This is a genomic window from Cuneatibacter caecimuris (assembly GCF_004216775.1).
Taxonomy (GTDB): Bacteria; Bacillota; Clostridia; order Lachnospirales; family Lachnospiraceae; genus Cuneatibacter; species Cuneatibacter caecimuris.
Genome location: NZ_SGXF01000006.1, coordinates 21,009 through 47,664, shown reverse-complemented (window position 1 = coordinate 47,664; position 26,656 = coordinate 21,009). Strand labels below are relative to the sequence as shown.

Below are 26,656 nucleotides of genomic sequence, written 5' to 3'. Positions count from 1 at the left end.
GCATCCTCCTACCGGTTCCGTGAAACGAGGCGAAGTGCCTCGATAATCCTGCCGATCCGTTCCTGCTCCATTTTCATGCTCACCTGATTCACCACCATGCGCGCGGAAAGGCCGCAGATCTCTTCCAGCACTTCCAACCCGTTTTCCCGCAGGGTAGAGCCTGTCTCCACAATATCCACAATCACTTCTGACAGTCCCACAATGGGAGCCAGCTCAATGGAACCGTTCAACTTGATGATTTCCACTGTCTGATGTTTTTTGTTATAAAAATAGTCCTTGGCAATATTAGGATATTTTGTAGCCACCCGGATCAGCTCATGGTGCTGCAGCAGCTCTCTGGCCGACGCCGGTCCGGCCACGCATATCCGGCATTTTCCAATTCCCAGATCCACCACCTCATAGAGCTTCCGGCCTTCTTCCAGAATTGTATCTTTGCCCACTATGCCGATGTCCGCAGCGCCGTATTCTACATAAGTCGGAACATCAGTTGCCTTGGCCAGAAAAAATTTCAGTTTCAGCTCCTCATTGACAAAAATCAATTTTCTGGAGGAATCATCTTTCATCTCCTCACAGGTAATTCCGGTTTCCTCCAGCATGGACATGGCCTTTTTCGCTAACCGTCCCTTTGCCAGAGCAAATGTGATATATTTCATCGTCCGCCCTCCCTGATCAGTCTCAGATATTCTCCCGGTTCCAGGCAGCTTCTTCTGCCGGTGGCGATTTCCACCTGCTGCAGACTGTCTTTTCCGGCTTCCAGATAGAGCACTCTGCTCACGGAACTTCTTCTGGCCAGCTGAACATAGTCTTCCAGGCGCTTCTCTCTATATTCCTTCATCAGCTGTATCTGAAGCCCCTCCAGACGCAGCTCTCCGGCCAGGCGGACCGCTTCTTCCCGGCGGCTTCTGTCATAGAGCAGGATCTGGCAGTCCAGATCTGTATCCAGGTTGATTTTTTGCCGGTCCAGAGCCATCAAAAGGGAATCCACTACGATCGCGCAGCCTACTGACGCAGCCTTTTTCCCAAACTGTTCCATCAGTCTGTCATAGCGCCCGCCGGTAGCTATCGGTTCCCCGGTACCGTATGTCATGGCTTTAAAAATAATTCCTGTATAATAGCGGAACTTTCCAAGCATTCCCAGATCAAAGCTCACATAACGTTCCAGACCGTAAAGTTCCAGAATATCATACAGTTTTTCCAACCTGTCAATCGCCTGCAGCGCCCTGGGATTTGAGGTCATGTTCCGGGCCTCCTGAATTTGATCCAGAGATCCGAACAGCTGTGGTATCTTCATAATTGCTTCTTTTAAATCTTCCTTCAGATCTTTGGAAAGCAGAAGTTCCTCCACGCCAAAATAGTTTTTATTTTCAATGAGTTCCCTGAGATTTTCTATTTCATCTGATGCTAATTCTGCTTCTTCCATCAGTCCGTTAAAAAAATCAATATGGCCGATTTCTACCTGGAATTCTTCCAGACCGGCGGATTTCAGACAGGAAATCAGCATGGCGATCATTTCTCCGTCCGCATCTGATGTCTCATCCCCCACCAGTTCCGCCCCCATCTGGGTCACTTCCTTTAGTCTGCCCTGATAGCTGGAATTATTGATAAAGGTATTGCCGCAGTAACAGAACCGCAGCGGCATTTCTTCATCCATAAAATATTTCGCCGCACAGCGCGCTACGGAAGGGGTCATATCCGGGCGGAGCACCAGAGTATTCCCTTCACGGTCAAAAAATTTATACATTTCTCTGGAACTTACGCTTCCCCGCTCCTGGCTGAAAATATCAAAAAATTCAAAGGTAGGAGTCTGGATGCTTCTGTACCCATAAAGCCTCTGCTGGCGCAGAACTGCTTCCTGAACGGTCAGCTTCCTGGCACAGCTCTCATGGTACAGATCGCGCACACCCTCCGGCGTATGTAATAACTGCTTTTGCTGCATAACGCACCCGCTTTCATACTTTACTCTGCTAATATGATACTAAATACAAGTGGATTATAAAATAGATCCAGATATTTGTCAACTGTTTTCCTGCACTCTCCGTTCATCCAGGTCTTTCTGAAGCAATTCCAGATAATGCAGCATTCCTCCTCCCGTGACCGGCACTCTGTAGGAACGGTCCATCTCGGCATAAGTAAAACTTTTTCTGCCGCCTCCCTGGCTGCGGTTCCAGAATTTCTGCAGTTCTCTGAACGGCACATAATAGCATTCGTCCCGGCTGCTGAAATAGAGAATGATAAAAGCAATCCCTTCCTGCTCTTCAAATTCTCCCATAAACTGGATCTGATGAGCGTGGACATTTTGAAGGGGAAACGTGTCCGCCGCACATTCTTTTGCGTCAAAACACACAGGTATTCCCTGGACCGTACCGATATAGTCCACTGTACTCTTCTGGTCAAAATACGCCAGCGTGATATGGCGGCTCTCTTTTTCAATGCGGATAGGTTTGATTGGAGTGGGAATTTTCTGGATCAACGCCAGTTTTTGCTGTCGGTAGCGTTCATTGGTATAATTCAAAAGCTCTTCCAGCGCAGAGCCCCGAAGTCCTCTTGTATTCCAGGTAGCCATAATTTCTTACCTTCCTTACATCATTCCATACCGGGCGGAAAATGGATTCCAGCCCCGTCCAGCACTGGTTTCCAGTGACCCGGTAAAGGCGCTTCCAGGCATTTTCCTGATAGTTCCGACAAAACCCCGGAAAGTTCGGGCAGCTTCATCTGCCAGGAGTGAAGAAGCTGGAAGCGAAGGCCGTATTTCTCCCTATAGCTCCGGTTAATCTGTTCTCTGCCATACTTGGTATCTCCAATGATGGGATGGCCCAGATATGCTAGGTGCGCCCGGATCTGGTGTGAGCGTCCGGTGATCAGTTCCACTTTTAAAAGCGTGCAGCCGCGCCCTGCTTTCAGCGGTTCATAGGCAGTGTCAATCATCGCGGTTCCCTCCGCTGCCTGATCCAGTATCCGGACCTGGTTGCCCGTCTCATCCTTAACCAGCCATCCTCTGACACGGCGTCCCTGCCGCATTTCACCTGCCACAAGTGCCAGATAATACTTCTCCATTGTGCGGTCATGAAACATTTTATTCAGTTCCTGCAGCCCGGCCAGGGATTTGCCTGCCGCCAGCAGGCCGCTGGTGTTCCGGTCCAACCGGTTGCAGATCCCTGGCCGGAACGATTTCAGTTCCTCCGGTTTTAACCCGCCGCTGCTCAGCAGATAATCCAGCAGATAGTCTACCGCCGAAATATCCTCCGGCGAAGCTTTCTGCGATAGCAGCCCTGCCGGTTTATTCAAAAACAGAGCGTCCCGGGTTTCAAAAATCACCTGCGGCCTCCATTTATCCGGAAGACGCCCAGGGATCTGCTCTGGGTGTCCGGAAAATTTTTCAATCGTTTCCTCTGAAAGAAAAAGCCGGATCAGATCCCCTTCCTTCATAATTTCATTTCCTGCCGCTTTTCTGCCATTCAGCGTAATATTTTTCTTGCGCAGCATTTTATAATAAAAACTTTTCGGCGCTTTTGGCAGATACTTGGCCAACAGCTTGTCCAGCCGCTGCCCTGCTTCATTGCGCCCCGCCTTCAGTTCCTGCATATCTCCTCCATATATCACATAGATATGGCGCGCAGCACACCTTCTACTTTCAGCTGGTCCTCCGGCACCTCATCTCTGGATTCTGCCGGCAGTTCCTTCAGCCGCTTCAGAAACTGATTAAAATTCCCGAACACCTTCACATGCACCTCATAGCCGTTGCTCTTTTCCATGGTTTTGATATATTCGGAAATTTTATTCAAATCCGCGTTTTTCTGGTCTGTGTATGCGTAGATTCCGCTGGCATGCACAATGGCATAGGGAAGAGGCATGGCTTTTTCCCGGGAAGTCACCACCAGTTCACAGTTCAGCAGGCCGTCTCCCGCTAACGCAGCCACCTGCTCATACTCCTCCCTGCTTCTGCCATGATGAGGGAGCAGCGCCAGCCACACCACCAGGAAATTGGCAAAAGGGAGCGCCGTCACCACCGCTACGATCGTAAACCAGTTTTTGATAGATTTCGTTTCCCACAGCCCGACGCCCAACAGCAGCAGAATGCTCAGAAGGACCAGAAAACTTTTGAGAAACTGCACCTTCTTTTTATACTTCAGATAGCCGAAATGTCCTTTACTTACTTTGTGCATTTTAACATCCTTTCTCTTCTGCAAAAAACAGACCTGATTTATTTTTCCGTATTTTCCCAGGAAACCAGACGGACCAGGGGCAGGAGCAATGCGTGGGGCAGCGCCTTCGAAGCGGCCCTCAGCAGCTTCATAGAAATCCCATAGACAGAGATATCCTTTCCTCTGGAGGCATCCCGAAGGGCTTTTGCAGCCACCTTGCCAGGCTTTGCCATGAAGTACCGCTTGATTCCGGACAGCTCCGCCTTCCCGGAAGCCCTCAGAAAAAACTCCGTGCGCATGGGGCCCGGGCAAACTGCCGTCACCGTAATCCTTCTGGGCTTCATTTCCTGATGCAGCGCTCTGGAAAAGGAAAGCACGTATGATTTACTGGCCGCATAGGCCGCAAAACCAGGCTGCGGCAGAAAAGCCGCAGAGGAAGAAGCTTCCAGTATCCTCCCTCGTTGTACCATATAGGGCAGTGCGATACAGGTAACTGCCGTGAGCGCTTCTGTATTCAGACGGCACATTTCCGCCTGAGACTGCCATTTGATCTGACCGGCGCCTCCGGTCTTTCCAAAACCAGCGCAATTAATTAAAAAGCAGACTTTTTTTCTTTCTCTGCACAGCATGGATTCCAGCTCTTTCAGAGCGGCTTCTTCTGTGAGGTCCAGACAGACCGGCCTGATTTTTACATTGCATTTTTCCTGCAGCCGTTCCAGCCGTTCTTTCCGCCGGGCAACCGCCCAGATCTCTTCCAAATGCGGGTAATTCCGGGATAGCTGCTGCACGAATTCCCAGCCCAGCCCTGATGAAGCTCCTGTTACAATCGCAATTCCCATAGTTGTTCCTCCTGCAGACTTTGATATTCCAATAATTCCCGATAATCCCGAATATAACCGTCCGCCAGGAGGATTTTTTCCTCCCGCAGGCCTGCTGAAAAATCATCTTCTACCGCAAACACGCGCATTCCGGCCGCCTTACCGGCACGAATCCCTGCGGGAACGTCTTCAAATGCCAAACATTCCGCCGGTTTTGCCCCCAGGTCGTACGCTACCTGAAGGAAAATATCAGGGGCCGGTTTTCCGGCAGCCACTTCGCAGGCAGTCCGAACACTTTGAAAATACTTTTTCAGTCCCTGGGATTCCAACACAGCTTCCGCCAGGGTTCTGGAATTGCTGGTCGCAATGCCGCAGGGGATTTTGGCCTTCTGCAAAGCCTGAAGGAACTCCTTCGCGCCTGGTTTGCAGGGTACCCGGCGGCGATATGTCTCCAACGCCATTTCATCCCAGATACCTTTCAGCTCTTCCACGCTTTCCGGAAGATCAAAGCGGTTCTTAAAATACAGCGCATTTTCTGTATAACTCATGCCCTCAATCGCGCTCTGCAGATCTCCGGGAACTTCAATCCCTCTGCTCCCCAAAAATTCAGCATCTATGGATTCCCACATCCACATAGAATCCACCAGGGTTCCATCCAGATCAAATATTACTGCCTCAACCATATGTATTTCTCCGCTCCTGCAGATTTTTCAACAACGCCACTTCCTCATCAGTCAGTTTCCTGGATTCTCCCGGAGCCAGAGCCGGATCAAGAGAAAGCGGCCCCATGGAAATCCGCTTCAATTTCATCACTTTAAGCCCGACCGATGCATACATCCGTTTGACTTGATGGAATTTCCCTTCCTGCAGCGTCACACGGCTGGCATTCTCTCCTGTGATCTCCAGCCTGGCAGGCAGGGCTTTCCATTCCGCATCCACCTGTAGCCCTTGTTCAAACAGCCGGACCGTCTCTTCTGAAACAGAACCGTCTGTTATTACTTCATATACCTTTTCCACATGCTTTCTGGGCGACAGCAGCTCATGGGCCAGTTCCCCGTCATTACAGACCAGCAGAAGCCCTGTGGTATCCTTGTCCAGCCGCCCCACAGGAAAGAGATCCCGGCAGGGAGACGGCGGAAGCAGATCCAGTACGGTTTGTTCCCGGCGGTCCTCTGTCGCAGAAACAACGCCGGCGGGCTTATTCAGCATATAATACTCATACGAAACATACCGCACAGGCCGCCCGTCCAGACATACAGAGGATACGCCCTCCGTCACCCTGGTTTCCGGCTTTCTGACAGCCTCGCCGTCCACGGTCACCCTGCCTTTTTTCAAAAAATCTTTTACCTGACTTCTGGTGCCGCAGCCTGCTCCGGAAAGAAATTTATCCAAACGCATCGTCCCCGCCATCACTGCCACCGCCATCCTGCCAGATATTTGTTTTTCAGCACCGTTCCAGAAGCCTTTGCAAACCCCAGCGGGAAACTGTCCACACAGACCAGCACCCATCCGGAGGCAGCTTTATCCGCTTCAATGGTTTCTCCCTTCAGGTATTTAATCACCCGGGAATCTTCTGCAGAAAAACTAATGCAGTTCTCATACGAATCGCTGTCCAGATGCATGGCGAGAGCCTGGCTTGGTTCAAAACGTTTCTTTTTGCACTCTCCCAGCAGCAGGCCGGACCGCATCACACGCAGCCCGCTGAGATCAGCCCCTTCCGCAGGAAGCAGATAGAGTTTCTCCCCCCGAAGCATCAGCCTCTCAGGAGCAGGCTTCCAGGCCAGCAATTTTGCGAAATCCCGGAATTCTTCCGGCAGCTCTTTCAGCCCTCCCACTCCCGCCGCAGATGAAGTCAGAGGCCGCTCCTTTTCCCCCTCTTTTTCCAGAAGCGCCAGAAAATGCCCTTCCCCCCGCATGCGGTGGGGAAAGATGCGCACACAGCGGGAAAGCAGATCATCTCCGCCTTCCACCTGTTCCGGCATGCCGGGGCAGAAGCCTTCATAGGGTTCCACCTCTCTCACCTTGAGCTCAGGATATTTCTTCAGCACATAGTCCACTGATCCTTCATCTTCCATAGGGCTGAAGGTACAGGTGGAGTACAAAAGCAAACCGCCCGGGCGGAGCATCTGAACCGCGCTGTCCAGAATCTCCCGCTGCAGTTTTGCGTAGAAATCATTCCCCTTTTCCAGCCAGCTTTTGATCACAGCAGGCTCTTTGCGGAACATCCCTTCCCCGGAACAAGGAGCGTCGATGAGAATTTTATCGAAATAATCCCGGAAATGAGGCGCCAGCCGGTGGGGCGCCTCACTGAGAATATACATATTAGAAATGCCGAACAGCTCCAGATTTTTCAGCAGCGCTTTAGCCCTGGAATTGCTGATGTCATTACTGACCAGAACACCTTTTCCGCCCAGTTTCACTCCCAGTTCCGTGCTCTTTCCTCCGGGGGCCGCACAAAGATCCAGCACTCTGTCCCCCGGATTCACAGGGAGCCTGTCGGCCGGCGTCATGGCGCTGGGCTCCTGAAGATAATAAAGCCCTGCAAAATAATAGGGATGCTTCGCCGGCTTAGCACTCCCTTCATAGTAATAACCGTTTTGGATCCAGGGTACCGGACGGATTGGAAAAGGGCAGATCTTTTCAAATTCTTCACAGCTGATCTTGCTCGTGTTCACCCGCAGTCCATATACCCGCTCCTGGCCGAAGCTGTCCAGATAATCCTGGTATTCCTCTCCCAGCAGTCCCTGCATTTTTTGTAAAAATAATTCAGGTAATTCCATCTGTAGTATTTCCTCTCCCGCAGCGTTACAGCTGCTGCGCCATATACATCTGCGCGATATGGTCCACATGGCTGCTGAACCGTTCCAGCTCGTCCATATCGCTTTCATTGTAGATTCTGAAAAATTCTTCCTGAAGCCGCAGCGTCTCTTCTTTATCTCCGATCCGGTACAGGCTGCGCAATGTGTTTAAAACCTCAGCCACCACATTTGCACGCTGCCGGAAGGAACCCTGAGCTTCCAGAATTTCATCCCGGATAGAAGCCATCTCTGCATCCAGGCTGATGACGGCCTCCGCTGATGCATTCAGACGCTGGCTGATATGCTGAGGTAAATTCTTTCCGTATTTATAGCGGAGAGAGTGTTCAATTACCGCCCAGAAATTCATCGCCAGCGTCCGGATCTGTATTTCCACCGGAATCACCTTTTCCCCTTCTGAGGTCTGAACCCGGTATTCCACAATTACATGATAACTCCTGTATCCGCTGGGCTTGCTCTTTGTGATATAATCCACTTCATCCGTCACCTTCATATCCGTGCGCTGGCGGATCATCTCCACCACCTTCCGGATATCTTCTTCAAACTGACAGATGATTCTGACACCCGCGATGTCCTCCAGCCGCTTCGTCAATTCCGGGATGGGGATATTTTTCTTTTTTGCTTTTTCTAGGATGCTGGAGATGGATTTCACTCTTCCTATCACCTGCTCTATGGGACAGTACTTTCCGGCAATTTTATATTCTTCCATAATATAATTGAACTTCACAATTAACTCATCAACCGCCAGCCGGTACGGCGCCAGCGCCTCGCGCCAAAGTTGTATTTCCATCTGCATCCCACCTTTAACAATCATCACAGTTTTGTATGTATGATTATAACATACACGCCGATAAATGTCCATTTCCTTCCCCTTTATTTCATGTTTTCTTTATAATCCGCAGTCATCTGACGCCTTTCCAGATATCTGAGAATGTCATAGGAATTTACGCTCCTTTCTTCCAGATGAGGAGTCTGTATGTAAATACCAAAGTGCAGGTGTACCGGAAAGTTTCCGACAGTCCCCGGAATCTCGCTGTATCCTGAATCACCCATATATCCCAATAACTCTCCCGCCGCCACTTCTGTTCCGGCCTCAATCCCGTCCCTGTATCCGTACAGATGAGCATAATAATCATATCCGCCGCCCGGGCGCCGGATTCCGATCCTCCATCCTCCCTGGGGCAGCCAGCCAATCTGCTCAACAGTTCCTCCGGCTGACGCTACCACCGGATAAAATCCTCTGGGATACTCCATGCCCATGATATCGCAGCCTTCATGTTTCCGTTCTCCTCCGAAGCTCCGTCCGTCTCCCCAGGAGTTTTCAAAGGTCACCCATTTCACTTCCTGGCTTGCGCTCCTGGCCACCGGAAAATATTCCAGCCCTTCCAGCACTCTTCTGTAGGCTTCCCGCAGCTGAAAAAATTCCTCTGGCTTCCAGTTTTTTGCCTGCGCAATCATTTCCTCAGCCTGTGCTTTTTGAATTGAAGATGCCGAGCTTTCATTTAAAACAAAGCCATTCTTCAGCATCAGGACAGCGATACAGCTCCAGGGATCCAGATCCTCCCGTTCTGAAAACTGCATGATTTGGTTCAGACTGTCCCCCGGGAAGGACATTCGGCAAAATTCTTCTGACTCACAAGTATTTTCCTGCAGCGGCATCAGCCATGCCACATCCCGGAAATACTGCAGATAAAGCGCACAGAGCGCTCCGGCCAGCAAAATTCCGGCAATCAGGGCTATTCCCTGTCCAATTCCTTCCGGCAGAATCAGCCGGTATCCTTTGAATCTCATGGCTCACCTCTTTTAGACATACTATAAGATTATATGTACAGCCCTGGCAGAATAGAACAAAGATTCTGGCCGGACTCTCGCGCCGAAGCGCGGCCGCTTTAGCGGCCATATTTCCTTCGCGCGCAGTGCGCATCCTCCCGGAGGGTTTTGTTTCATCGGGAAGGCAGTTTCCTATGAAATAAAAATACGTCCCATCAGCATTTTTCCTGCTGTTGGAACGTATTTTTCTCAGATATTATTCCACTACTGTCTCTCAGTGGTTTCCCGGGCAACCATGTTTGTCTGTACTGCAGTGATGTTCTCCACAGCTATGCTCCCCATCATGATGATGAGCGCATTCCACATCGGGATTATATACCAGTTTTCCGGACAGCAGCGCGTTGACAGAGTCATCCGCATTGCCGGCCGCGCCCGGATACAGACGGATGCCGGCTTCTGCAAGAGCGGCTCTGGCTCCTCCGCCGATTCCTCCGCAGATCAGCGCGTCCACACCGTTCTCCGATAAAAAACCAGCCAACGCGCCGTGGCCGCTTCCCACAGCGCTCACCACCTGCCGGGACTTCACCGCACCATCCTCAACCTCATAAATCTTAAAGGATTCACAGTGGCCAAAGTGTTGAAATATATTACCATTTTCATAAGTTACCGCAATCTTCACAGATACATTCTCCTTTCTCAATCAGCCGCGGTAGGAAGATAAAAACCTGGCCAAACGGCCGGTCGCCATCCTCAAGTCCTGCACTGCGGGCAAATACACCACTCGGAAATGATCCGGCTCCATCCAGTTAAACCCCTTCCCGGGAACCAAAAGCACTTTTTCCTCATGGAGGAAATCCAGAACAAACTTTTCATCATCAGTAATGTTATATTTTTTACAGTCAATTTTGGGGAAACAGTAAAACGCGCCCTGGGGCTTCACCACACTGATTCCCGGAATATCATTTAAAGCCTTATAAATAAATTCCCTCTGTTCAAACAGACGGCCTCCGGGAACCAGCAATTCATCCGAGCTCTGATACCCGCCCAGAGCCGTCTGTACGATCATCTGCGCCGGAACGTTGGCGCAAAGCCGCATGGAAGACAGCATGTTCAGCCCCTCGATATATCCCTTCGCCCTGGACTTATCACCGCACAGGCACATCCAGCCGCAGCGGAAGCCCGGCATCCGGTGGGATTTGGACAGCCCGTTAAATGTAACGCACAGCAGATCCGGGCAAAGGGAAGCGATAGAGATATGCTTCTGTCCGTCATATAAAAGCCTGTCGTAAATTTCATCAGAAAAAATCACCAGATCATGCCTTCTGGCAAATTCTGCAATCTGTTCCAGCAGCTCTTTGGGATACAGAGCGCCAGTAGGATTGTTCGGGTTAATGATCACAATTCCCTTTGTCCGGGAAGTTACCTTCTTTTCCATGTCCGCCAGGTCCGGATACCAATTTGCCGATTCGTCACAGATATAATGGACAGGCTTCCCGCCTGCCAGATTTGCAGCAGCTGTCCAGAGAGGATAATCCGGAGAAGGAATCAGAATTTCATCCCCATCGTTCAGGAATCCCTGCATTGCCATGGAAATCAGCTCGCTGACGCCGTTTCCCATGTAAATGTCATTGATCTGCACATTAGGAAGCTTTTTAATCTGTCCATACTGCATTACCGCTTTTCGGGCGCTGAATACGCCTTTGGAATCGGAATATCCCTCTGCGTTTACCAGATTCATCTGCATGTCGTGGATGATTTCATCCGGCGTATGAAACCCAAAAGGCGCGGTATTCCCAATATTCAGCTTCAAAATATTGATATTATTGGCGATCATGCGGTCTGCTTCTTCCACCACCGGTCCACGCACATCATAACACACGTTGTCCAGTTTATGCGATTTTTCAAATGTTCTCAACTTTCCGGTTCCTTCTTTCTCATGCTGGGTTTCCTGCATAGTTACTGTCTGGTTTCCTGCATCCACACTGGGTTCCACAGGCTTTGGATCTTCTCCAAGCAGCGATGTCACCGTAGTCTGCAGGCCCGCCGCCAGGCGGGACAGCGTATTGACAGAAGGATTTCCCTCTCCCTTTTCCATTTGAAACAGCATGGTTTTACTTACTCCTGATACTTCCGACAATTTCTCCAGGCTGTATCCCATGGCCTCCCGCATTCCTTTCAGGCGGGAGGCCAGCTGCAGATTTAATTCCATAACGGCCTCCGTTCTTTATACTGATACAAAGCATTTAATCTGATTGTATCGTACCACCATAAAGCAGTACTGTCAACCGTTTGAGAAAAAAAGGCCATTCTTTATATTGATATGTCAATGCTCAGTGGATTCTTTCAAGCACTTTCTTCAGAAAATCATACACTCTGGCTGTAGAAGAAATGCTCAGACGTTCCTGGGGGGTATGGATATCTTTCATATCCGGACCGATGGAAACTGCGTCCATACCCGGACGTTTGTTCAGCAGGAGCCCACATTCCAGGCCTGCATGAATTGCTTCCACCTGAGGTTTTTTTCCGTACATTTCTTCAAATACCTGGCACATTAAATTGCGCAGGCCGGATTCCCTTACAAACTCCCATCCCGGGTAATCTCCGGTTTCAGAATGGCTGGCTCCCAGAAAATCCGCCAGATGCGTCAGCTTCTGTTTGAGCCATTCCTTTCTGGATTCCACAGAACTGCGGATGGAATAGGAAATATGCCAGCTGTTTTCTGCTGTGTTCATAATGCCCAGATTTAAAGAAGATTCCACCAGCCCTTCCACGTCATTGCTCATAGCCTGTACCCCATAGGGAGCTTCCAGCAGCGCAAAAAGCACTTTTTTCTGAGATTCCCGATCCATTGCTTCAGCTTCTTCCATAAAGGCTTCTGCCGTAATTTCCATCTGAGGATCTGTCAGGGCATATTCCCTGCGGTAGGTTTCAGCCAGATCTTTCACTTTTTGAATGATCTGCCGGTCCGAACGAGTCTTCAGAACTGCTTTCGCAGATCTTGTGATCGCGTTGTCCTTGGTTCCCCCCTCCAGACTGACCAGACGGAATTCTACTGTTTCTGCCAGACTGTTGAGCAGACGCCCCAGCAGTACATTGGCATTCGCCCTTCCTTTATGGATCTCCCCGCCGGAGTGCCCGCCTGTCAGTCCATCGATCCGGATGCATACACAGTTTCCTTCGCAGCGCTCCCTCTTCACAGGCAGATCCAGATTAAAACGCAGTCCCCCGGCACAACTGGCCAGAAAGATCCCTTCCTCCTCCGAATCCAGGTTCAGAAGATATTTTGCTTCCAAACCACTTAAATCAATGCCTTCTGCGCCCTCCATGCCGGTTTCTTCATCCACTGTAATCACACACTCCAGCCTGGGATGGCTCAGTTTCTTGTCTTCCAGCAAGGCGAGCATGTAAGCGACTGCAATGCCGTCGTCTCCGCCCAGGGTAGTGCCTTCTGCAAAAATCTCATCTCCCTCGGTCCGCAGGTTAAGAGGATCTTTCGTGAAATCATGTTCCACTCCGCTCTCTTTCTCGCAGACCATATCCATATGGCCCTGCAGCATTACGGCTGGGGCGTTTTCATAGCCTGCGCTGGCTTCTTTGATGAGAATCACATTGTTCAGTTCATCCTGGCGGCATTCCAGCCCCAGCTCTTTGCCAGCAGCGCAGATATAATCACTGACCGCTTTTGTATTTCCAGATCCGTGGGGAATCCGTGCGATCTGCTCAAAATAATAGAATACCCGTTCCGGGGATAGTCCCTTTAATACATCCATGATGATGCGCCTCCTTCATTTTCTGTGCTTATTGTGGCATAATTCTCTGCAAAAATCAATATCTTATCCATAAATGGAGGGTATGAGATGAAAAAATGGATTGGCGCTGCAGGGCTCTTCGCTCTTTTTATCTGGATGCTGTTATATAGCCGGCTGTCGATACAGGGCGCCGCAAACGGCCTGCTCCTCTGGTATCAGACAGTGCTGCCCAGCATCCTTCCGGCGCTGATCCTGTCCAAGCTGCTGATTTTTACCGGCGGAGACCAGCTGCTCTCAGGTATCTTTGCGCCAATATCCAGATTATTTATGAAGCTCACTTCCCATGGTACCTACGCCCTTTTAATCGGCCTGCTCTGCGGCTATCCCGCCGGTATGAAAACCGCGGCGGACTTATACCGCGGCGGCCGTCTGGAGCAGGAAGAGAGCCGCAGGCTCATGGCTTGTCTCAGCTTTCCCAGCCCAATGTTTCTCACCGGCTATATTTATACCGGCCTGCTCGCTCAGTCTTTTCCGTTCTGGAAATTGGCTCTGGCAGTCTATTTCCCTCCGCTGGCTGCCGAAATCATCCTGGCCCTTATTTTCAGGGTGAAAAATTTTTCCAGGCAGATTTCTGCGCAGAATACCAGAAAGCTTATTCCTGTTATACAAAAAAAGAATCCTGCAAAACAGGATTCACCGGCTTTTGCCGAAGCGCTGGATGAAATTCTCATGGACAGCTGCACTACTGTAGTGAAAATAGGGCTGCTCATGATGCTTTTTTCTGTTCTGGCTACATGCATCCAGCAGCTCCTTCCCGGAACACCGGTCCTTCAGATGGGCGCCAGCGGCCTGCTGGAGATGACCACCGGCAGCTATCTTGCCGCAAAAAGCACGCTGTCACCGGCCTGGCAGGCAGCGTGCATCACCTTTTTTATCTGTTTCGGAGGATTGTCCGTAGCCGCACAATCCATCAGCGCAGGAAAAGGCCTTCCCTTTACAGTCTGGCAGTATCTGTTCTGGAAATTATTCCATGGCGCGGCTTCAGCCGCTCTCCTGCTGGCGCTGTGGTATGTATGACTTATTCTGTCTCTTCATCCTCGGAAGAAATAACCGGCATTTCTTCCTCCATCCCTTCCTCTTCTTCCGGAGACAATTCCCGGCGGTTGGCGGACACAATGTCATAGCTGGACTTCATAGAAGTCATAAAAGCGGAAAACTTTGTCTGCGTGCTGTCCATTGTATGGCTGATAATCGTCTGAAGGCTGTTCAGCATGTCATCTGTGTAGTTTACGGCACCCAGGCGGATATTGTTAGCGTCCTCCACAGCCTGGTCCACTACCTCCTGCGCCTGGCGGGTTGCCTGGTCTATGATCTCATTTGCCTTAATATACGCCCTCTGCATGATCTCATGTTCATTGATCATCTCGTTTGTCTGAACCGTTGCATCTTCTATCATCTTGTTAGCCTGAGAACGGGCGTCCGCGATAATGGCCTCTTTATTGCTGAGAATCTTCTGATATTTTTTAATCTCATCCGGCGTGCGGTGACGCAGCTCCACCAGCAGTTCTTCCAGCTGGGCCTTGTCCACAATTATTTTTGTAGAGGAAAAGGGCTGCATCTTGCAGCCTTCAATATATTCTTCTATTTCATCAATCAACTGTTCTATTCTGCTCATGACATTCTCCTTTTTCTGCAAACTTTTTTTCCACTTCTGCCGCCACAAAATCCGGCACAAACTGGCTGATATCCCCTCCGAACATGGCGATTTCCTTCACCGTGCTGGAGCTGAGATAGGCATACTGCAGGCTGGTGGTGAAAAACACCGTATCCACCTCCGGCGCAATTTTCCGATTCGTCTGGGACATCTGCAGTTCATATTCAAAATCCGTCACCGCCCTCAGACCCCTGACGATCACAGAGGCTCCGCTGGCAGCGGCAAAGTCAACTAGCAACCCACTGAATGACTGTATTTCTACATTTGGAAGAGATTTAACAGCCTTCTTCAACATTGTAACACGTTCCTCTACGGAAAACAATGGGCTTTTTGAAGTATTGTTCAGCACGCCCACAATCAGATGGTCCACCACCTTGCTGGCTCTGGAAATTACATCCAGATGGCCAAAGGTTACGGGATCAAAACTCCCCGGATATATCGCTTTGCTCATATATCCTCCTTCCTGCAGAACAGATGCCTGTTTGTTTTATATCGTTTTTCCCGGAATATTTCCAAACCTGTCTGTGGCAGGAAGGAAAAATCTGTATCCAGACCCGCTTCCACAAGAACCACTGTATCCATATTGACCAGTGTTGACTTTGCCAGGGCTGCCAGTGTATCCTGTTCCAAGCCCTGTGCATAAGGCGGGTCCATATAAATAAGATCAAAAGGAGAGCTGCCGTCCAGCCTCCGGATAGCAGTAAGCGCATCTGTCTCCATCAGGACCGCCCGGTCCGCCAGTTTTGTAAACTCCAGATTTTTTTTGATACAGGCGCATGCTTTCGGCTGTTTTTCCACCAGAACCGCTTCTGCAGCTCCCCGGCTCAAAGCTTCAATTCCTATCCCTCCGCTGCCGGAAAACAGGTCCAGGAATCTGCTGCCCGGAACTTGATTCTGCAGCATATTAAAAAGAGTCTCCTTAATCCTGTCTGTGGTCGGCCGGGTGTCTTTTCCTTCTATGGTCTGCAGCGGCATGCTGCGCGCAATTCCAGCAATCACTCTCATAAAGCTTCCTTTCTTCTGAAGAACATTGAAACAGATTTATATTATAATATATTCTTTGTCTTGTTACAAGCGTTTCAGATAAATTTCAGTATTGAAAATCTACTGTTTAACGAAAAAGACAGAAGGCCCTGCGCAGGTCATGATTTTCGCCGCGCAGAGCCTTCCTTTTTCGTTCAGTTCAATTCAATTTTCAGGAGTGATTACAGAGTACCCTTAGATGCCATCTGCTTTTCCTGGTTCTCGATCATTTTCTTCACCATATAACCGCCAACAGAGCCGTTCTGGTAAGAAGTCAGGTTTCCGTTGTAACCACCGTTAGACAGCGGCACGCCCAGTTCTTCAGCGATCTCCATTTTGAAGCGGTTCATAGCTTCCTTTGCCTCAGGTACTACAGTCTTGTTGCTAGATGTGTTGTTTGACATAAAATTGTCCTCCTTTTTGTTTTCCGCGGGTCCATCCTCTTTATGAAATCAATATTCCGTGGCGATTCCGGAACCGCTTTACTCGTAACCCCAGCTTCATGAAAGCTTGTTTTCTGTTACAATCCTAGTATGTTCCCGGAAAAACAAAATACACTGGCAACTTCTAATTAAAATGTAAAAAAAAACCATCATCGAATAAAATTTGTACGCATCCTGGGCTGTTCCTGTTCAGGATGGCCAAGGCCGGCTTTCTTTCCTGCTTCGATACATTTCAGCAGCCAGGCCATATTTTTCCCAAGCATCCTCATTCCCTGCATCCCTTCTTCATCCTGATACACTTCTTCCGGCGTGGAACCATGGACCATATTCCAGTAGTTTGAAGAAACCACAGGCATATTTGAAATAGTAAAAAATTTATTCAACTGGTCAAATGCCGCAGAGGCGCCTCCACGCCGGCAGCTGACGACAGCAGCTCCCGGTTTATAAGAATGGTCTCCCGCATAAAAAAAACGCCCCAGAAAAGCGGTTATGGCTCCGCTGGCCGCTGCATAGTGCACTGGCGATCCGAAGATAAAACCATCGGCATCCTTTGCCAGTTCCAGCGCCTCATTGACCGCATCTTCCACCACGCACTTTCCCAATTTTGCGCAGGCCCCGCAGGCCATACAGCTGGCTACAGGTTTCTTTCCAAGCCAGAAAATCTGCGTGGAAACTCCGTTTTTCTCCAGTTCCTGTGCGGCTTCATGCAGAGCCGTATAAGTACACCCTGTCTCGTGAGGGCTGCCATTAATCAACAAAACTTTCATCTGAGTTCCTCCTCTTGTTAACCAGTTTGGTTTATGACATGATTCCCAGTACGCTTTCCCCAGTCAGGCCTCCTGAAAATTCCCCTTGTTCTTCCGGTGAGCTGGTCGCAAGATACTCCTCCACCGCCTCTGAAGCCAGCTGGAGCAGATCTGCATCCTGGTAGACGTCTCCGATCCGGAAGGACAGCAGGCCGCTCTGGCGTACGCCGAACAATTCCCCAGGCCCGCGCAGCTTCAAATCCTCTGAGGCAATGAAAAAGCCGTCGTTAGACTGGTTCAAAATTTCCAGGCGCTTCTGTGCCTCTTCATTGCCTGAACAATTTACCAGAATACAATAGGACTGGGCGTTTCCCCGCCCAACCCGCCCCCGCAGCTGATGAAGGCTGGCCAGGCCGAACCTCTCTGCATTTTCAATCATCATTACTGTGGCATTCGGCACATCAATCCCCACCTCAATGACTGTGGTTGAAACCAGTACCTGAATTTCATTTTGAGAAAAGGCCTGCATCAGAGCATCTTTCTGTTCCTCTTTCATCTTCCCATGAAGATACTCCACCCGCACAGACGCAGGAAGAACCTGGCGCAGCTGCCGTGCATAATCTACTACATTCTCCCCATCCATCAGTTCGCTGGCTTCCACCATGGGGCAGACTACATAGGCCTGGTGCCCTTTTTCCACTTCGTTTTGAATAAATTGATAGGCCTTTTCTCTGTAACGTATATTCACCACACAGTTTTTGATCGGCAGTCTGTCCGCAGGAAGCTCATCCATTACCGACAGCTCCAGATCGCCGTACAGGATCATGGCCAGCGTGCGGGGAATGGGCGTGGCGCTCATCACCAGCACATGGGGGAGATATCCCTTTTCACTCAGGACGCGGCGCTGCTTCACACCGAACCTGTGCTGTTCATCCGTTATTACCAGAGCCAGTCTGAAGTATTGTACGGCCTCCTGAATCAGCGCATGTGTTCCAATAATAATGGAAGAAATACCTGCAGCGATCCGCTCATAGGCCTCCCGTTTTTCCTTCTTTTTCATGGAACCGGTGAGCAGTTCCGTCTGCAGGCTGATCCCTTGTTCAGAAAACAGCCGGTTCAGAGACTGATAATGCTGCCTGGCCAGCACCTCCGTGGGCGCCATCATCACGCCCTGATAGCCGGCCAGCGCCGTTTCATATAATGCCAGAAAAGCAACGATGGTCTTACCGGAACCCACATCTCCCTGAATCATACGGCTCATAACATAAGGGCCGGCCAACCCTTCCCTTATTTCTTCCAGCGTCCTTTTCTGCGCGCCGGTGAGCCGGAACGGGAGAGAATTCATCAAATCTTCTGTCTCTGCACGTCTGGAAATCCTGCATTGATTTTCTTCCTGGCTGACGCTGCTGCGCAGCAGCCTGATCTGGTAGATAAACCGGAAAAATTCTTCAAATGCCAGCCTGCGGTGGGCCGCGATCAGTTCTCTCTCATCTGATGGAAAATGAATCTGGTATAATGCCTGGCCATAAGGCATGGATGTATATTTTTTTTGGATTTCCTGCGGAAGCATGGTGAGGAGCAGATCTGGAAACTGCTCAAATGCCTGAGCCATCGTTCGGCTCACTGTGCTGTTTTTAATCCCGGCCGCAAGGCTGTATACCGGCTGAAACGTTCCCTGCTTCTCCTCATAGGCGCCCAGGGTAAAAATCTGCGGCTGTTCCATGACGGCCGTTTTTCCCTGCAGCCGTATCCTTCCCCGAAAAACAAAACGCATTCCGGGCTTCAGCGTATTTCGCAGATAAGGCATATTGAACCAGGTAAGGCGCATTTTTCCGCCCTGTCCATCCCCGATCTCCGCCGCTGTCATATTCTTTGTCCCAAAAGACCGGACAGCAACCTGTTTCATCACTGTGCCGCAAACTGCGCCGAATGTACAGGCGGAAGCCTCCTCTATGGATACAGGAGGCAAAAAATGGTCATAAGTTCTGGGATAGCAGGCCATCAGTTCTTCCACTGTAGTAATACTTAATTTCAAAAAATTTGCGGCCCTTTTTTCTCCCACACCCTTCAGCGCCGTAAGCGGAGTCTGTCCTGACATTTTTCCCTTCCTCCCTTTTGTTCCATACTTTCTCTCTTAATGGTATTGCCAGCGGAAAAGGAAAAGCTGCCGCAGCTGTGCAGTTTCCCGCCAAGCCGCGGCAGCTCAATTTCTCCGCCTTTGTGTTATTCCACAGATACCAGATAATAATAAATCGGCTGTCCGCCGGAATGAATTTCCACATCCATATCCGGATATGCATCTTCCAGTTCAGAAAGCAGGGCTTCCGCGGTTTCTCTGCTCACATCCTGTCCATAATAAATGCTGATCAGGGAAGCATCCTCGTCAATCATTGCGTCAACCATCTCTCTGGTGGTATCGTGAATATCATCCCCCACTGCCAGAATCGTATGATCTCCCAGGCCCATGATATTCCCCTCGTGGATCTCCCTGTCGTCAATCACAGTATTGCGCACAGCGTAGGTGACCTGGCCGGTCTTCACATTCGCCATCTCTGCAGCCATGGCTTCCGCATTTTCTTCTGCCGACCGCTCCGGAATGAAATTCAGCACCGCCGTAATCCCCTGAGGAACCGTCTTACTTGGAACTACTACGATTCTCTTATCCTTCACCAGGGAACTTGCCTGCTGTGCAGCCAGAATGATGTTGGAATTATTCGGAAGAATATAAATCGTATCCGCATGAACGTGGCTGATCGCATTGAGCATATCTTCCGTGCTGGGGTTCATGGTCTGTCCGCCGGCAATCACATAATCCACGCCCAGGCCTTTGAATATCTCATCCAGGCCCGCGCCTACAGATACTGCGATAAACCCATAAGGTTTATTAGACACAGCGGCTTTGGCTGCTTTCTCCTGTTCCTTCTGGTCTTTTGCCAGCTTCTCCGCGTCCTTGATCAGCTTTTCCTGGTGCTCTTCCCTCATATTATCAATTTTCATTCTGGTCAGAGAGCCGTAAGTCAGGGCTTTCTGAATTGCCAGCCCCGGGTCATTTGTATGAACATGTACTTTTACAATATCGTCATCTGAAACCACTACGAGGGAATCGCCTATAGATTCCAGATATTGCTTAAATTCATGTTCCTTTTCTTCATTGTACTCTTTTTCCAGCATTATGATAAATTCCGTGCAGTAGCCGAATTTTATATCTGCTGTATCAATATCCTGGTCCGGCACGGCAGCAGCTCTGCTTCCGGAAGTCTGAGGGATATCGGAAAAATCAATTTCCTTTCCCATCATACAGTCCAGTACGCCCTGCATCACCACCATCAGGCCCTGCCCGCCGGAATCAACTACCCCGGCCTGCTTCAGCACAGGCAGCATTTCCGGAGTCCTGCTCAGGACATAATTGCCGTATTCAATGATCTGTACCGTAAATTCCTCCAGATCTTCTGTCTGATCCACCAGCTCCGCCGCTTTGTCGGCCATTCCTCTGGCTACTGTCAGAATCGTTCCTTCCTTTGGCTTCATGACGGCCTTATAAGCAGTCTCCACCGCACGCTGAAATGCATTGGCAAGCACTGTAACGTTGATTTCTTCCACATATTTTATTTCCTTACAGAATCCACGGAACAGCTGGGAAAGGATTACGCCTGAATTTCCTCTGGCGCCTCTGAGCGATCCGGAAGAAATCGCCTTGGAAAGAGTCTCAATGGTGGGACCTTCCAAACCGGATACTTCCTTTGCCGCAGACATGATGGTGAGCGTCATATTGGTTCCCGTATCGCCGTCCGGCACCGGGAATACATTCAGCTCATTAATCCATTCCTTATTTGCCTCCAAATTTTTAGCTCCCGCAAGAAAAAATTTCTTCAGAAGCCCTGCATCTATCGTACTGATTGCCACAACAGTGTTCCTCCTTAAAGCTCTATAGATTAGTCGATGACTCTGACGCCTTCCACAAAGATATTGATTTTCTCCACTTCCATGCCGGTAAGCTCTTCCAGCTTATATTTCACATTATCGATCAGATTATCCGCCACTGCAGAAATACTCACACCATAAGACACAATTACATGGAAATCGATCATCAGTTTATTCTCGTGGATCTCTACATTGATACCATGCGTCAGGCTCTCTCTCTTCAGAAGCTTTACAAGACCATCCTTCACGCTGACGGCAGCCATCCCCACGATCCCAAAGCATTCCACTGCAGTGGAACCCGCATACATCGCTATGACATCCGGATCAATTAATATTTCTCCAAGCTGATTGGAAATACGACCTTTCATATGGTTCCCTCCACTTCTCGTTCTAGAACAAGGCACGCGCCACAAAAAAGCGCACTGATCCCTGTGCTGATTCTATTATAACCTGTTTTTCTCAAAAATGAAAGTTCTATTTTACATTTTTTACAGGAACTGCAAAATTTGGCATACTCTAAAAAAAAATTAAAATTCTGCTTGCATTCCTATCCAAATTCTGCTATGATATTTTTGTTGTGAGCCTGGAGGCTTAATAAGTATAAGGAGGTGCAATTATGGCAAAATGTGCTATCTGTGAAAAAGGTGCTCACTTTGGTATCGCTGTGAGTCATTCCCATAGAAGATCCAATAAGATGTGGAAGTCTAATGTGAAGGCTGTGCGCGTAAAGGTGAACGGTGGAACCAGAAAGATGTATGTTTGTACTTCTTGCTTAAAGTCCGGCTTAGTTGAGAGAGCATAATTCACGAAAATGTATGGTCGATTAAGGGGGCCGCTGCTATAAAACAGCGGTCTTCTTTTTTTGTTGCATAGGAAACTGCGTTCCCTATGCAACAAAACCCTCCGGGGGATGCACACTTTATTTTGATGCAGGAAGTTTTTTGTCAAATAAATATTTTCACTGTAAACATTCCGTTTTCTGCACACCAGGAAAATTCAGCCTGATACTTTTTCACAAAACCAGCCACACTGAGCATCCCATATCCATGCCCCTCTCCCCTCTGCGAAACGGGCATGCCCGTCTCTTCAGAAAATTCTATTGCTTTACCGTCATAGCTGTTCTTAATTTCCAGAAAAAGATTCCCTCCGCAAATACAGCGCAAGATGATCTCCCGCCTTCTCCCATCCTTTGTTTTCTCGGCCCCTTCCAGAGCATTGCTCAAAAGGTTGCCCAGCACTGCAGCAAATTCAGTTTCATGGACCGGCAGTTTTTCGGGAACATCCAAAGCTGCTACAAAGCGGATCTTTTTCTTCTCAGCCTCCCGGATATAATATGCCGCCACACTGTTCACCATCACATTTTCGCAAAACTTTTTGTCGGAATTTTCCTGTACCCATGCTTCGGCTTCCTGTAAAATTTCCCGTACCCGCCCGCAGTCTCCTGCTTTGCAGAAAGCCGACACTGAAATCAGATAATGGCGGATGTCATGGCGGAGCATCGCCATATTCGTTTCTTGTTCTTTATTCATCTTCAGCCGGAGCGACAGCTGTTCCGATTCTCTGGTCAAAAAATCTGCGTTGCGCTGCAGCATATTCTGATTCCTCTGGGCAGCCAGAAGCTGAAATATGGTGATATACGAAACCACCAGCAGGATCAGCACCATCACCAATGCCAGCCAGTTTTGGGGCGTTTCAGAAATATTAGCCGGGAATACCGCCAGCGCATTTACAGTGATGTAAAATACCGCAGGCACTACACATAGCTTCAGCCATCCCCCTTTTCTCATCCGCTGCTCAGTGTGATAATATGCCCTGATAAAATGTGCCAGGATGCACAGCGCCAGACCGTTTACAGCAACCAGCGTCACCATGGAAATCCACACCTGTTTTGTCAGAGAATATACCGCACTGGAAGGTACTCCGCAGGCCATGGTAAATGCGGCGGAACTGAATCCTGTAAAGAGCGTCCTGAAATCCCGGTAGGCGTCCAGATAAAAAGCAATACCCTGGGTCAGCAATATCTGAGCCGCTGTAACAGCCAGAACTTGCCAGCCCCAAAGCTGATCCTCCGATTTTCCCCATGCAAGCAGACAATAGAGCGCAAAACTGACGAACGAGACAGCAATATTAAAAAGAAGTTTTTTTCGCAGGCGGAGAAACAACAGCAGAAATAGCAGCACAAAAAAATAGGATAAGCAACTTTGGAAAAAAATATAGGTTTTCATATGTATCCTGCCTTCCGGTCAGCCCCGGGTAATATTCTTCAGCCACTTATATTTCTTATACCGCCAGAAGATAAACGGCATTTTAACAAATTCATCAGTACACAGCACCACATATACCAGCATGGGCGGGAACCGGAAAACAAATGCGGCCAGAAAACCTGCGGGAACGGCATAACCCCACATGATAATCAGATCCATAATAAATCCGAATTTTGAATCCCCTCCGGCCCGGAAAACGCCGCAGATCCAGGAAGTATTGATTCCCTGGCCAAGGATATAGACTGCGTTGACCAAAACCATAAATCCCAGATATTCCCGGGCCATCGGAGAAAGGTTGGCCATTTGTAAAAATACCGGGCGCAGCAGCAAAATCACTGCGCTCCCCAGCAGGCTGGTCCCAAGCGTGATCCAACTGATCCTGGCCGCATCCCGTTTCGCTTCCTTTAACCTGTTCTGCCCCATTTCTTTCCCCAGCAGAATGCCGCCGCCATTGGCTACACCCATGCAGAGCACGGTTCCCAGATTTCTTGCAACCACCACCACTGAATTGGCCGCAACCATATCCTCGCCCAGATGCCCCATAATCGCAGAATACATAGCAAAGGCGACGCCCCATACCACCTCATTTCCCAGAGCCGGCAGGGAAAAGCGGATGAAATCGCCAAAAAGCAGCTTGTCCTTCTGAAACATTTTCTTCCACTTCAGTACCACGGTGTTCTGGAATTTCAAGTCTATGGCACAGAGCAGCAGCTCAATTCCCCGGGCAATAGAAGTAGCCAGCGCCACGCCCATGATCCCCAGCTGCGGCGCTCCGAATAGCCCAAAGATAAATACTGCATTCAAAAAAATATTCAGTACAAGCGCGCTGCTGCTGATCATTGTGGTAGCGCGCACGCGCTCCATGCTCTTCATCACACAGAGATAGGTCTGCGATATTCCCATCAAAAAATAAGAAACGCCCACCGTCCGCAGATAAATAATGCCGCTGGCAATCATATTCTCATCATCAGTAAAAATCCTCATCAGCATACCCGGCAGGAAGCAGGCTGCGGCAGCGAATAAAAATGTTACAGAAGCCGAAAGCTTCAGCCCCATTCCCAAAATCTTCTGGATGGAGTCCAGATCCCGTTTGCCCCAATACTGAGCAGCCAGGATCGTCATACCGGATGTAAGTCCAGCCAAAAACAAATTCAGGATGAACTGGATCTGGTTTGCAAGAGAACCGGCGGCCAGGGCCGTCTGGCTCACATATCCCAGCATTACCACATCTGCAGAGCTTACAGCAGTATTAATCAGATACTGCAGCGCGATAGGCCCCACTAACATCAGCAGGGAACGGTAAAAATTCTTATCTTCTGTTTTCATTGATTTTTATCTCCTGTTGCCGCCAGTTCAGGACTGGCAGAATAAATTATATCCGATCATCAGCAGGCACAGCATAATACAGATTGACCAGAAGCCAATCGGCAGAAAAAGCATTACCGCCATGCCAAAGCCAATACAAAATAAAACAAGGCCGCATAATCGTCTCATCACAAGCTCCCAATCACCTGCTCATCTTATCTTATGCGTCCTTGCTCCATCTGATTCCTTACTAATTCTTTTCCTCATTCAGAATATCATCCACCGCGTCTTCCACCGCCTGCTCTTCCGGCGTCTTTTCTTTATCCTTTCCGGTGAATTTATTGATCAGATCTGGCACCATATCAAGAATCTTCGTCAGGCCGTCCTGGTTTTTCACGCTGACCACCTTCGTAGTTCCCTGGCTGATCACCAGGACCGCGCTGGGAGAAATTTTCCCGGAAATTCCGCCGCCGCCGTTGCTCTTGCTGTCATTGGAAAAAGCGCCCGCCCCCACGCCGAACTGCACATCCACAAGAGGCAGGATCGTGGTATCCCCGATGGTTACAGCCTCCCCCACCACTGTTTTAGATGTGATCATACCATCCATTCCCTGGAACAGTGAATTCACTGTTTCATGAAAACTATTGTTATCCTTTGCCATAAGAAACCTCCTCTGTTGCCTTTCTAAAATCCCTGATCATATCCTTTATGTCTTTATCAAAAAACAGCCGCAGCGCCGCGAGCAGCAGCGTCCCAGTCCGAATCCTGCCTTTCAGGCTGAATTCCACTTCCATTACCTGCTGTTCAAATTCCGGCAGTAATACGACGTGATCAGTATATAGCGGGTACAGCATGCCTGCAGCAGCTGTGATCTTTCCCATCAGTTCCGGATCATCCAGCCCAATATGCGCTCTGATATCCAATTTCCGGGGCCTGATATGTTTCCAGAGGCGCATTATCTCTGTTTTCAACTTCCTCCAGGCCCTGCGGAATCTATCGCTGTTCAGCAGCTCTTTCACCCGCCTGCCAGTTTCTGCCCAGGCACAAATCCGCTCTTTCCAGCTTTTTCCTTTTTCCAATAGGCTCTGCAGAAACGTTTTGATCTTGTCATACCATTTCTTGATCTTCTGTACTGCCTTCCTGGCCTTCCAATACAGCCAGCGGAAAAAGCCGGGTTTCTTTCGTCTTTTTTCTTTCTGTTCTGCTATCGGAAAATCGGAAAGAACTGCTTCCTCGCAGCGGTTCTCCATCTGTTCTTCCTGCGCAGCTGTATCTGCTTCTGGAGATTCCACCGCCGCCAGCACCGGCGTTTCTTCCGGATATCGTTCTCTTTTCCTGCTTTTTTTCTGTTTCGGCGGACGGCTGCTGTCATAAAATGTAATTCCCAGTATTTTAACCCGCAGCACCAGCTTTTGCCGGACAAAATCTGCCCGTACAGTCAGAATGCGAAAAAGCCAGCACAGCCGGGCGGACACCGCCGCATCCTTTTCCACTGCCTTTCCCTTCGCCTGATACCGCAGAGGAACCAAAAGTATGGCCAAAGCAGCCAGCACAACAAGGCCTGCCGCAGAGGCCAAAATGATTCCCACTATTTTCAGTATAAGCAAGATCACATGCAGCATAAGCCCTCCTGTCAGCCTTCACGGAAATATCCGGCTGTGGAATATATTCCTGTTTCCTCATAAATCTCATTCATGATCTTTGCTGCCAGCTCCACTGCCTCACGGTAACCAAGCGCAATCCCTACCACCAGCATATCCGCTTTGCGGAAATATTTCTGCCTGAGCACCCAGGCAGGATAAATATCCAGCAGGTTCTGCGGATTGGATGGGAGGGTCAGCAGATATACATTGTCCTGCAGCCTGCCCGCTTTTACACCTGCCACAATCCGGAACCGGCGGGGTCTGGCCATCTCTCCTGTATACAGCCCGTGGTACCAACGCAT

30 protein-coding genes are annotated in these 26,656 nt (G+C 49.5%); 2 read left to right on the top strand and 28 right to left on the bottom strand.

Annotated features, from left to right (window positions below; translation table 11 throughout):
• Positions 1–8: 8 nt before the first annotated feature.
• The 14 genes from hisG to EV209_RS12950 all read right to left on the bottom strand — a co-directional run bounded on the left by hisG (position 9) and on the right by EV209_RS12950 (position 13,316).
• Positions 9–653: an ATP phosphoribosyltransferase gene (gene hisG / locus EV209_RS13015; RefSeq protein ID WP_130435910.1), complete on the bottom strand. Its 645-nt coding sequence runs from the start codon at positions 651–653 to the stop codon at positions 9–11.
• Positions 650–1,936 carry an ATP phosphoribosyltransferase regulatory subunit gene (hisZ, locus tag EV209_RS13010; RefSeq protein ID WP_130435909.1) on the bottom strand — a complete coding sequence of 429 codons (1,287 nt, stop codon included), beginning with the start codon at positions 1,934–1,936 and terminating at the stop codon, positions 650–652. Before hisZ ends, hisG begins: the two co-directional genes overlap by 4 nt.
• A gap of 78 nt (positions 1,937–2,014) precedes the next feature.
• Positions 2,015–2,563, bottom strand: coding sequence for a Holliday junction resolvase RecU (locus EV209_RS13005; RefSeq protein ID WP_130435908.1), 549 nt, complete (start codon positions 2,561–2,563; stop codon positions 2,015–2,017).
• Between the two features lie 20 nt (positions 2,564–2,583).
• A complete protein-coding gene (locus tag EV209_RS13000) occupies positions 2,584–3,582 on the bottom strand; it encodes an RluA family pseudouridine synthase (RefSeq protein ID WP_130435907.1) in 999 nt (332 codons plus the stop codon).
• Positions 3,583–3,596: 14 nt separating this feature from the next.
• Entirely contained in the window at positions 3,597–4,163 is a 567-nt protein-coding gene (locus EV209_RS12995) for a hypothetical protein (protein WP_130435906.1), read from the bottom strand.
• A 38-nt stretch (positions 4,164–4,201) separates the two neighbouring features.
• Positions 4,202–4,981, bottom strand: a complete 780-nt coding sequence (locus EV209_RS12990) for an SDR family NAD(P)-dependent oxidoreductase (RefSeq protein ID WP_130435905.1) — start codon at positions 4,979–4,981, stop codon at positions 4,202–4,204.
• Positions 4,963–5,643: an HAD family hydrolase gene (locus EV209_RS12985; RefSeq protein ID WP_130435904.1), complete on the bottom strand. Its 681-nt coding sequence runs from the start codon at positions 5,641–5,643 to the stop codon at positions 4,963–4,965. Before EV209_RS12985 ends, EV209_RS12990 begins: the two co-directional genes overlap by 19 nt.
• Positions 5,636–6,370, bottom strand: coding sequence for a pseudouridine synthase (locus EV209_RS12980; RefSeq protein WP_130435903.1), 735 nt, complete (start codon positions 6,368–6,370; stop codon positions 5,636–5,638). The genes EV209_RS12985 and EV209_RS12980 overlap by 8 nt, the downstream gene beginning before the upstream one ends.
• On the bottom strand, positions 6,370–7,740 hold the full coding sequence (locus EV209_RS12975; RefSeq protein ID WP_130435902.1) for an RsmF rRNA methyltransferase first C-terminal domain-containing protein: 1,371 nt from the start codon (positions 7,738–7,740) through the stop codon (positions 6,370–6,372). The genes EV209_RS12980 and EV209_RS12975 overlap by 1 nt, the downstream gene beginning before the upstream one ends.
• A gap of 25 nt (positions 7,741–7,765) precedes the next feature.
• The gene (locus tag EV209_RS12970) at positions 7,766–8,566 is read right to left on the bottom strand and encodes a GTP pyrophosphokinase (protein WP_130435901.1); all 801 of its coding nucleotides are present in this window, start codon (positions 8,564–8,566) and stop codon (positions 7,766–7,768) included.
• A gap of 83 nt (positions 8,567–8,649) precedes the next feature.
• Positions 8,650–9,567 carry a M23 family metallopeptidase gene (locus EV209_RS12965; protein ID WP_130435900.1) on the bottom strand — a complete coding sequence of 306 codons (918 nt, stop codon included), beginning with the start codon at positions 9,565–9,567 and terminating at the stop codon, positions 8,650–8,652.
• A 253-nt stretch (positions 9,568–9,820) separates the two neighbouring features.
• The gene (locus EV209_RS12960) at positions 9,821–10,225 is read right to left on the bottom strand and encodes a NifB/NifX family molybdenum-iron cluster-binding protein (protein ID WP_130435899.1); all 405 of its coding nucleotides are present in this window, start codon (positions 10,223–10,225) and stop codon (positions 9,821–9,823) included.
• A 21-nt stretch (positions 10,226–10,246) separates the two neighbouring features.
• A complete protein-coding gene (locus EV209_RS12955) occupies positions 10,247–11,755 on the bottom strand; it encodes an aminotransferase class I/II-fold pyridoxal phosphate-dependent enzyme (RefSeq protein WP_130435898.1) in 1,509 nt (502 codons plus the stop codon).
• A gap of 121 nt (positions 11,756–11,876) precedes the next feature.
• On the bottom strand, positions 11,877–13,316 hold the full coding sequence (locus EV209_RS12950) for an aminoacyl-histidine dipeptidase (protein ID WP_130435897.1): 1,440 nt from the start codon (positions 13,314–13,316) through the stop codon (positions 11,877–11,879).
• 87 nt (positions 13,317–13,403) lie between these two features.
• On the opposite strand from EV209_RS12950, the gene EV209_RS12945 reads away from it, so the two are divergent.
• Positions 13,404–14,372 (top strand): hypothetical protein, encoded by a 969-nt coding sequence (locus EV209_RS12945; RefSeq protein ID WP_130435896.1) that lies wholly within the window; start codon positions 13,404–13,406, stop codon positions 14,370–14,372.
• Between the two features lies 1 nt (position 14,373).
• Here the strand turns inward: EV209_RS12945 and EV209_RS12940 are convergent, their stop codons facing one another.
• The 8 genes from EV209_RS12940 to EV209_RS12905 form a co-directional block, all read right to left on the bottom strand.
• Positions 14,374–14,970 (bottom strand): ATP synthase subunit B family protein, encoded by a 597-nt coding sequence (locus EV209_RS12940; RefSeq protein WP_130435895.1) that lies wholly within the window; start codon positions 14,968–14,970, stop codon positions 14,374–14,376.
• Positions 14,945–15,460: a pantetheine-phosphate adenylyltransferase gene (gene coaD / locus EV209_RS12935; protein WP_130435894.1), complete on the bottom strand. Its 516-nt coding sequence runs from the start codon at positions 15,458–15,460 to the stop codon at positions 14,945–14,947. Before coaD ends, EV209_RS12940 begins: the two co-directional genes overlap by 26 nt.
• Positions 15,457–16,014 carry a 16S rRNA (guanine(966)-N(2))-methyltransferase RsmD gene (gene rsmD / locus EV209_RS12930; protein WP_130435893.1) on the bottom strand — a complete coding sequence of 186 codons (558 nt, stop codon included), beginning with the start codon at positions 16,012–16,014 and terminating at the stop codon, positions 15,457–15,459. The genes coaD and rsmD overlap by 4 nt, the downstream gene beginning before the upstream one ends.
• Positions 16,015–16,214: 200 nt before the next feature.
• Positions 16,215–16,436: an alpha/beta-type small acid-soluble spore protein gene (locus tag EV209_RS12925; protein ID WP_130435892.1), complete on the bottom strand. Its 222-nt coding sequence runs from the start codon at positions 16,434–16,436 to the stop codon at positions 16,215–16,217.
• Between the two features lie 188 nt (positions 16,437–16,624).
• Positions 16,625–17,242, bottom strand: coding sequence for a flavodoxin family protein (locus EV209_RS12920; protein WP_130435891.1), 618 nt, complete (start codon positions 17,240–17,242; stop codon positions 16,625–16,627).
• A 31-nt stretch (positions 17,243–17,273) separates the two neighbouring features.
• Complete coding sequence (gene recG, locus EV209_RS12915; protein ID WP_130435890.1) at positions 17,274–19,319, bottom strand: ATP-dependent DNA helicase RecG; 2,046 nt, start codon at positions 19,317–19,319, stop codon at positions 17,274–17,276.
• 125 nt (positions 19,320–19,444) lie between these two features.
• Complete coding sequence (locus EV209_RS12910; protein ID WP_130435889.1) at positions 19,445–21,124, bottom strand: DAK2 domain-containing protein; 1,680 nt, start codon at positions 21,122–21,124, stop codon at positions 19,445–19,447.
• A 29-nt stretch (positions 21,125–21,153) separates the two neighbouring features.
• On the bottom strand, positions 21,154–21,510 hold the full coding sequence (locus tag EV209_RS12905; RefSeq protein ID WP_130435888.1) for an Asp23/Gls24 family envelope stress response protein: 357 nt from the start codon (positions 21,508–21,510) through the stop codon (positions 21,154–21,156).
• A gap of 248 nt (positions 21,511–21,758) precedes the next feature.
• On the opposite strand from EV209_RS12905, the gene rpmB reads away from it, so the two are divergent.
• Positions 21,759–21,944, top strand: a complete 186-nt coding sequence (gene rpmB, locus EV209_RS12900) for a 50S ribosomal protein L28 (protein WP_130435887.1) — start codon at positions 21,759–21,761, stop codon at positions 21,942–21,944.
• A gap of 142 nt (positions 21,945–22,086) precedes the next feature.
• Here rpmB and EV209_RS12895 read toward each other — a convergent pair whose 3' ends face one another.
• From EV209_RS12895 to EV209_RS12875, 6 genes are all read right to left on the bottom strand, one after another.
• Positions 22,087–23,367: an ATP-binding protein gene (locus EV209_RS12895; RefSeq protein ID WP_130435886.1), complete on the bottom strand. Its 1,281-nt coding sequence runs from the start codon at positions 23,365–23,367 to the stop codon at positions 22,087–22,089.
• 18 nt (positions 23,368–23,385) lie between these two features.
• Complete coding sequence (locus EV209_RS12890) at positions 23,386–24,732, bottom strand: MATE family efflux transporter (protein WP_130435885.1); 1,347 nt, start codon at positions 24,730–24,732, stop codon at positions 23,386–23,388.
• Positions 24,733–24,759: 27 nt separating this feature from the next.
• Positions 24,760–24,900, bottom strand: coding sequence for a hypothetical protein (locus EV209_RS16395; protein ID WP_165388927.1), 141 nt, complete (start codon positions 24,898–24,900; stop codon positions 24,760–24,762).
• A 61-nt stretch (positions 24,901–24,961) separates the two neighbouring features.
• Positions 24,962–25,372, bottom strand: a complete 411-nt coding sequence (locus EV209_RS12885; RefSeq protein ID WP_130435884.1) for a GerW family sporulation protein — start codon at positions 25,370–25,372, stop codon at positions 24,962–24,964.
• Positions 25,359–26,333: a hypothetical protein gene (locus tag EV209_RS12880; RefSeq protein WP_130435883.1), complete on the bottom strand. Its 975-nt coding sequence runs from the start codon at positions 26,331–26,333 to the stop codon at positions 25,359–25,361. Before EV209_RS12880 ends, EV209_RS12885 begins: the two co-directional genes overlap by 14 nt.
• An 11-nt stretch (positions 26,334–26,344) precedes the next feature.
• Positions 26,345–26,656, bottom strand: a complete 312-nt coding sequence (locus EV209_RS12875; RefSeq protein WP_130435882.1) for a hypothetical protein — start codon at positions 26,654–26,656, stop codon at positions 26,345–26,347.

What these genes read in the sequence shown, in the direction of transcription:
- EV209_RS12920 (WP_130435891.1), bottom strand. Translation starts at nt 17,242, where the DNA reads ATGAAAGTTTTGTTGATTAATGGCAGCCCTCACGAGACAGGGTGTACT.
- EV209_RS12940 (WP_130435895.1), bottom strand. Translation starts at nt 14,970, where the DNA reads ATGAGCAGAATAGAACAGTTGATTGATGAAATAGAAGAATATATTGAA.
- EV209_RS12945 (WP_130435896.1), top strand. Translation starts at nt 13,404, where the DNA reads ATGAAAAAATGGATTGGCGCTGCAGGGCTCTTCGCTCTTTTTATCTGG.
- recG (WP_130435890.1), bottom strand. Translation starts at nt 19,319, where the DNA reads ATGTCAGGACAGACTCCGCTTACGGCGCTGAAGGGTGTGGGAGAAAAA.
- EV209_RS12950 (WP_130435897.1), bottom strand. Translation starts at nt 13,316, where the DNA reads ATGGATGTATTAAAGGGACTATCCCCGGAACGGGTATTCTATTATTTT.
- rsmD (WP_130435893.1), bottom strand. Translation starts at nt 16,014, where the DNA reads ATGAGAGTGATTGCTGGAATTGCGCGCAGCATGCCGCTGCAGACCATA.
- EV209_RS12970 (WP_130435901.1), bottom strand. Translation starts at nt 8,566, where the DNA reads ATGGAAATACAACTTTGGCGCGAGGCGCTGGCGCCGTACCGGCTGGCG.
- EV209_RS12990 (WP_130435905.1), bottom strand. Translation starts at nt 4,981, where the DNA reads ATGGGAATTGCGATTGTAACAGGAGCTTCATCAGGGCTGGGCTGGGAA.
- coaD (WP_130435894.1), bottom strand. Translation starts at nt 15,460, where the DNA reads ATGAGCAAAGCGATATATCCGGGGAGTTTTGATCCCGTAACCTTTGGC.
- EV209_RS12955 (WP_130435898.1), bottom strand. Translation starts at nt 11,755, where the DNA reads ATGGAATTAAATCTGCAGCTGGCCTCCCGCCTGAAAGGAATGCGGGAG.
- EV209_RS16395 (WP_165388927.1), bottom strand. Translation starts at nt 24,900, where the DNA reads ATGAGACGATTATGCGGCCTTGTTTTATTTTGTATTGGCTTTGGCATG.
- EV209_RS12885 (WP_130435884.1), bottom strand. Translation starts at nt 25,372, where the DNA reads ATGGCAAAGGATAACAATAGTTTTCATGAAACAGTGAATTCACTGTTC.
- rpmB (WP_130435887.1), top strand. Translation starts at nt 21,759, where the DNA reads ATGGCAAAATGTGCTATCTGTGAAAAAGGTGCTCACTTTGGTATCGCT.
- EV209_RS13000 (WP_130435907.1), bottom strand. Translation starts at nt 3,582, where the DNA reads ATGCAGGAACTGAAGGCGGGGCGCAATGAAGCAGGGCAGCGGCTGGAC.
- EV209_RS12895 (WP_130435886.1), bottom strand. Translation starts at nt 23,367, where the DNA reads ATGAAAACCTATATTTTTTTCCAAAGTTGCTTATCCTATTTTTTTGTG.
- EV209_RS12975 (WP_130435902.1), bottom strand. Translation starts at nt 7,740, where the DNA reads ATGGAATTACCTGAATTATTTTTACAAAAAATGCAGGGACTGCTGGGA.
- EV209_RS12965 (WP_130435900.1), bottom strand. Translation starts at nt 9,567, where the DNA reads ATGAGATTCAAAGGATACCGGCTGATTCTGCCGGAAGGAATTGGACAG.
- hisG (WP_130435910.1), bottom strand. Translation starts at nt 653, where the DNA reads ATGAAATATATCACATTTGCTCTGGCAAAGGGACGGTTAGCGAAAAAG.
- EV209_RS12875 (WP_130435882.1), bottom strand. Translation starts at nt 26,656, where the DNA reads ATGCGTTGGTACCACGGGCTGTATACAGGAGAGATGGCCAGACCCCGC.
- EV209_RS12985 (WP_130435904.1), bottom strand. Translation starts at nt 5,643, where the DNA reads ATGGTTGAGGCAGTAATATTTGATCTGGATGGAACCCTGGTGGATTCT.
- hisZ (WP_130435909.1), bottom strand. Translation starts at nt 1,936, where the DNA reads ATGCAGCAAAAGCAGTTATTACATACGCCGGAGGGTGTGCGCGATCTG.
- EV209_RS12925 (WP_130435892.1), bottom strand. Translation starts at nt 16,436, where the DNA reads ATGTCAAACAACACATCTAGCAACAAGACTGTAGTACCTGAGGCAAAG.
- EV209_RS12880 (WP_130435883.1), bottom strand. Translation starts at nt 26,333, where the DNA reads ATGCTGCATGTGATCTTGCTTATACTGAAAATAGTGGGAATCATTTTG.
- EV209_RS12995 (WP_130435906.1), bottom strand. Translation starts at nt 4,163, where the DNA reads ATGCACAAAGTAAGTAAAGGACATTTCGGCTATCTGAAGTATAAAAAG.
- EV209_RS13005 (WP_130435908.1), bottom strand. Translation starts at nt 2,563, where the DNA reads ATGGCTACCTGGAATACAAGAGGACTTCGGGGCTCTGCGCTGGAAGAG.
- EV209_RS12905 (WP_130435888.1), bottom strand. Translation starts at nt 21,510, where the DNA reads ATGAAAGGTCGTATTTCCAATCAGCTTGGAGAAATATTAATTGATCCG.
- EV209_RS12980 (WP_130435903.1), bottom strand. Translation starts at nt 6,370, where the DNA reads ATGGCGGGGACGATGCGTTTGGATAAATTTCTTTCCGGAGCAGGCTGC.
- EV209_RS12890 (WP_130435885.1), bottom strand. Translation starts at nt 24,732, where the DNA reads ATGAAAACAGAAGATAAGAATTTTTACCGTTCCCTGCTGATGTTAGTG.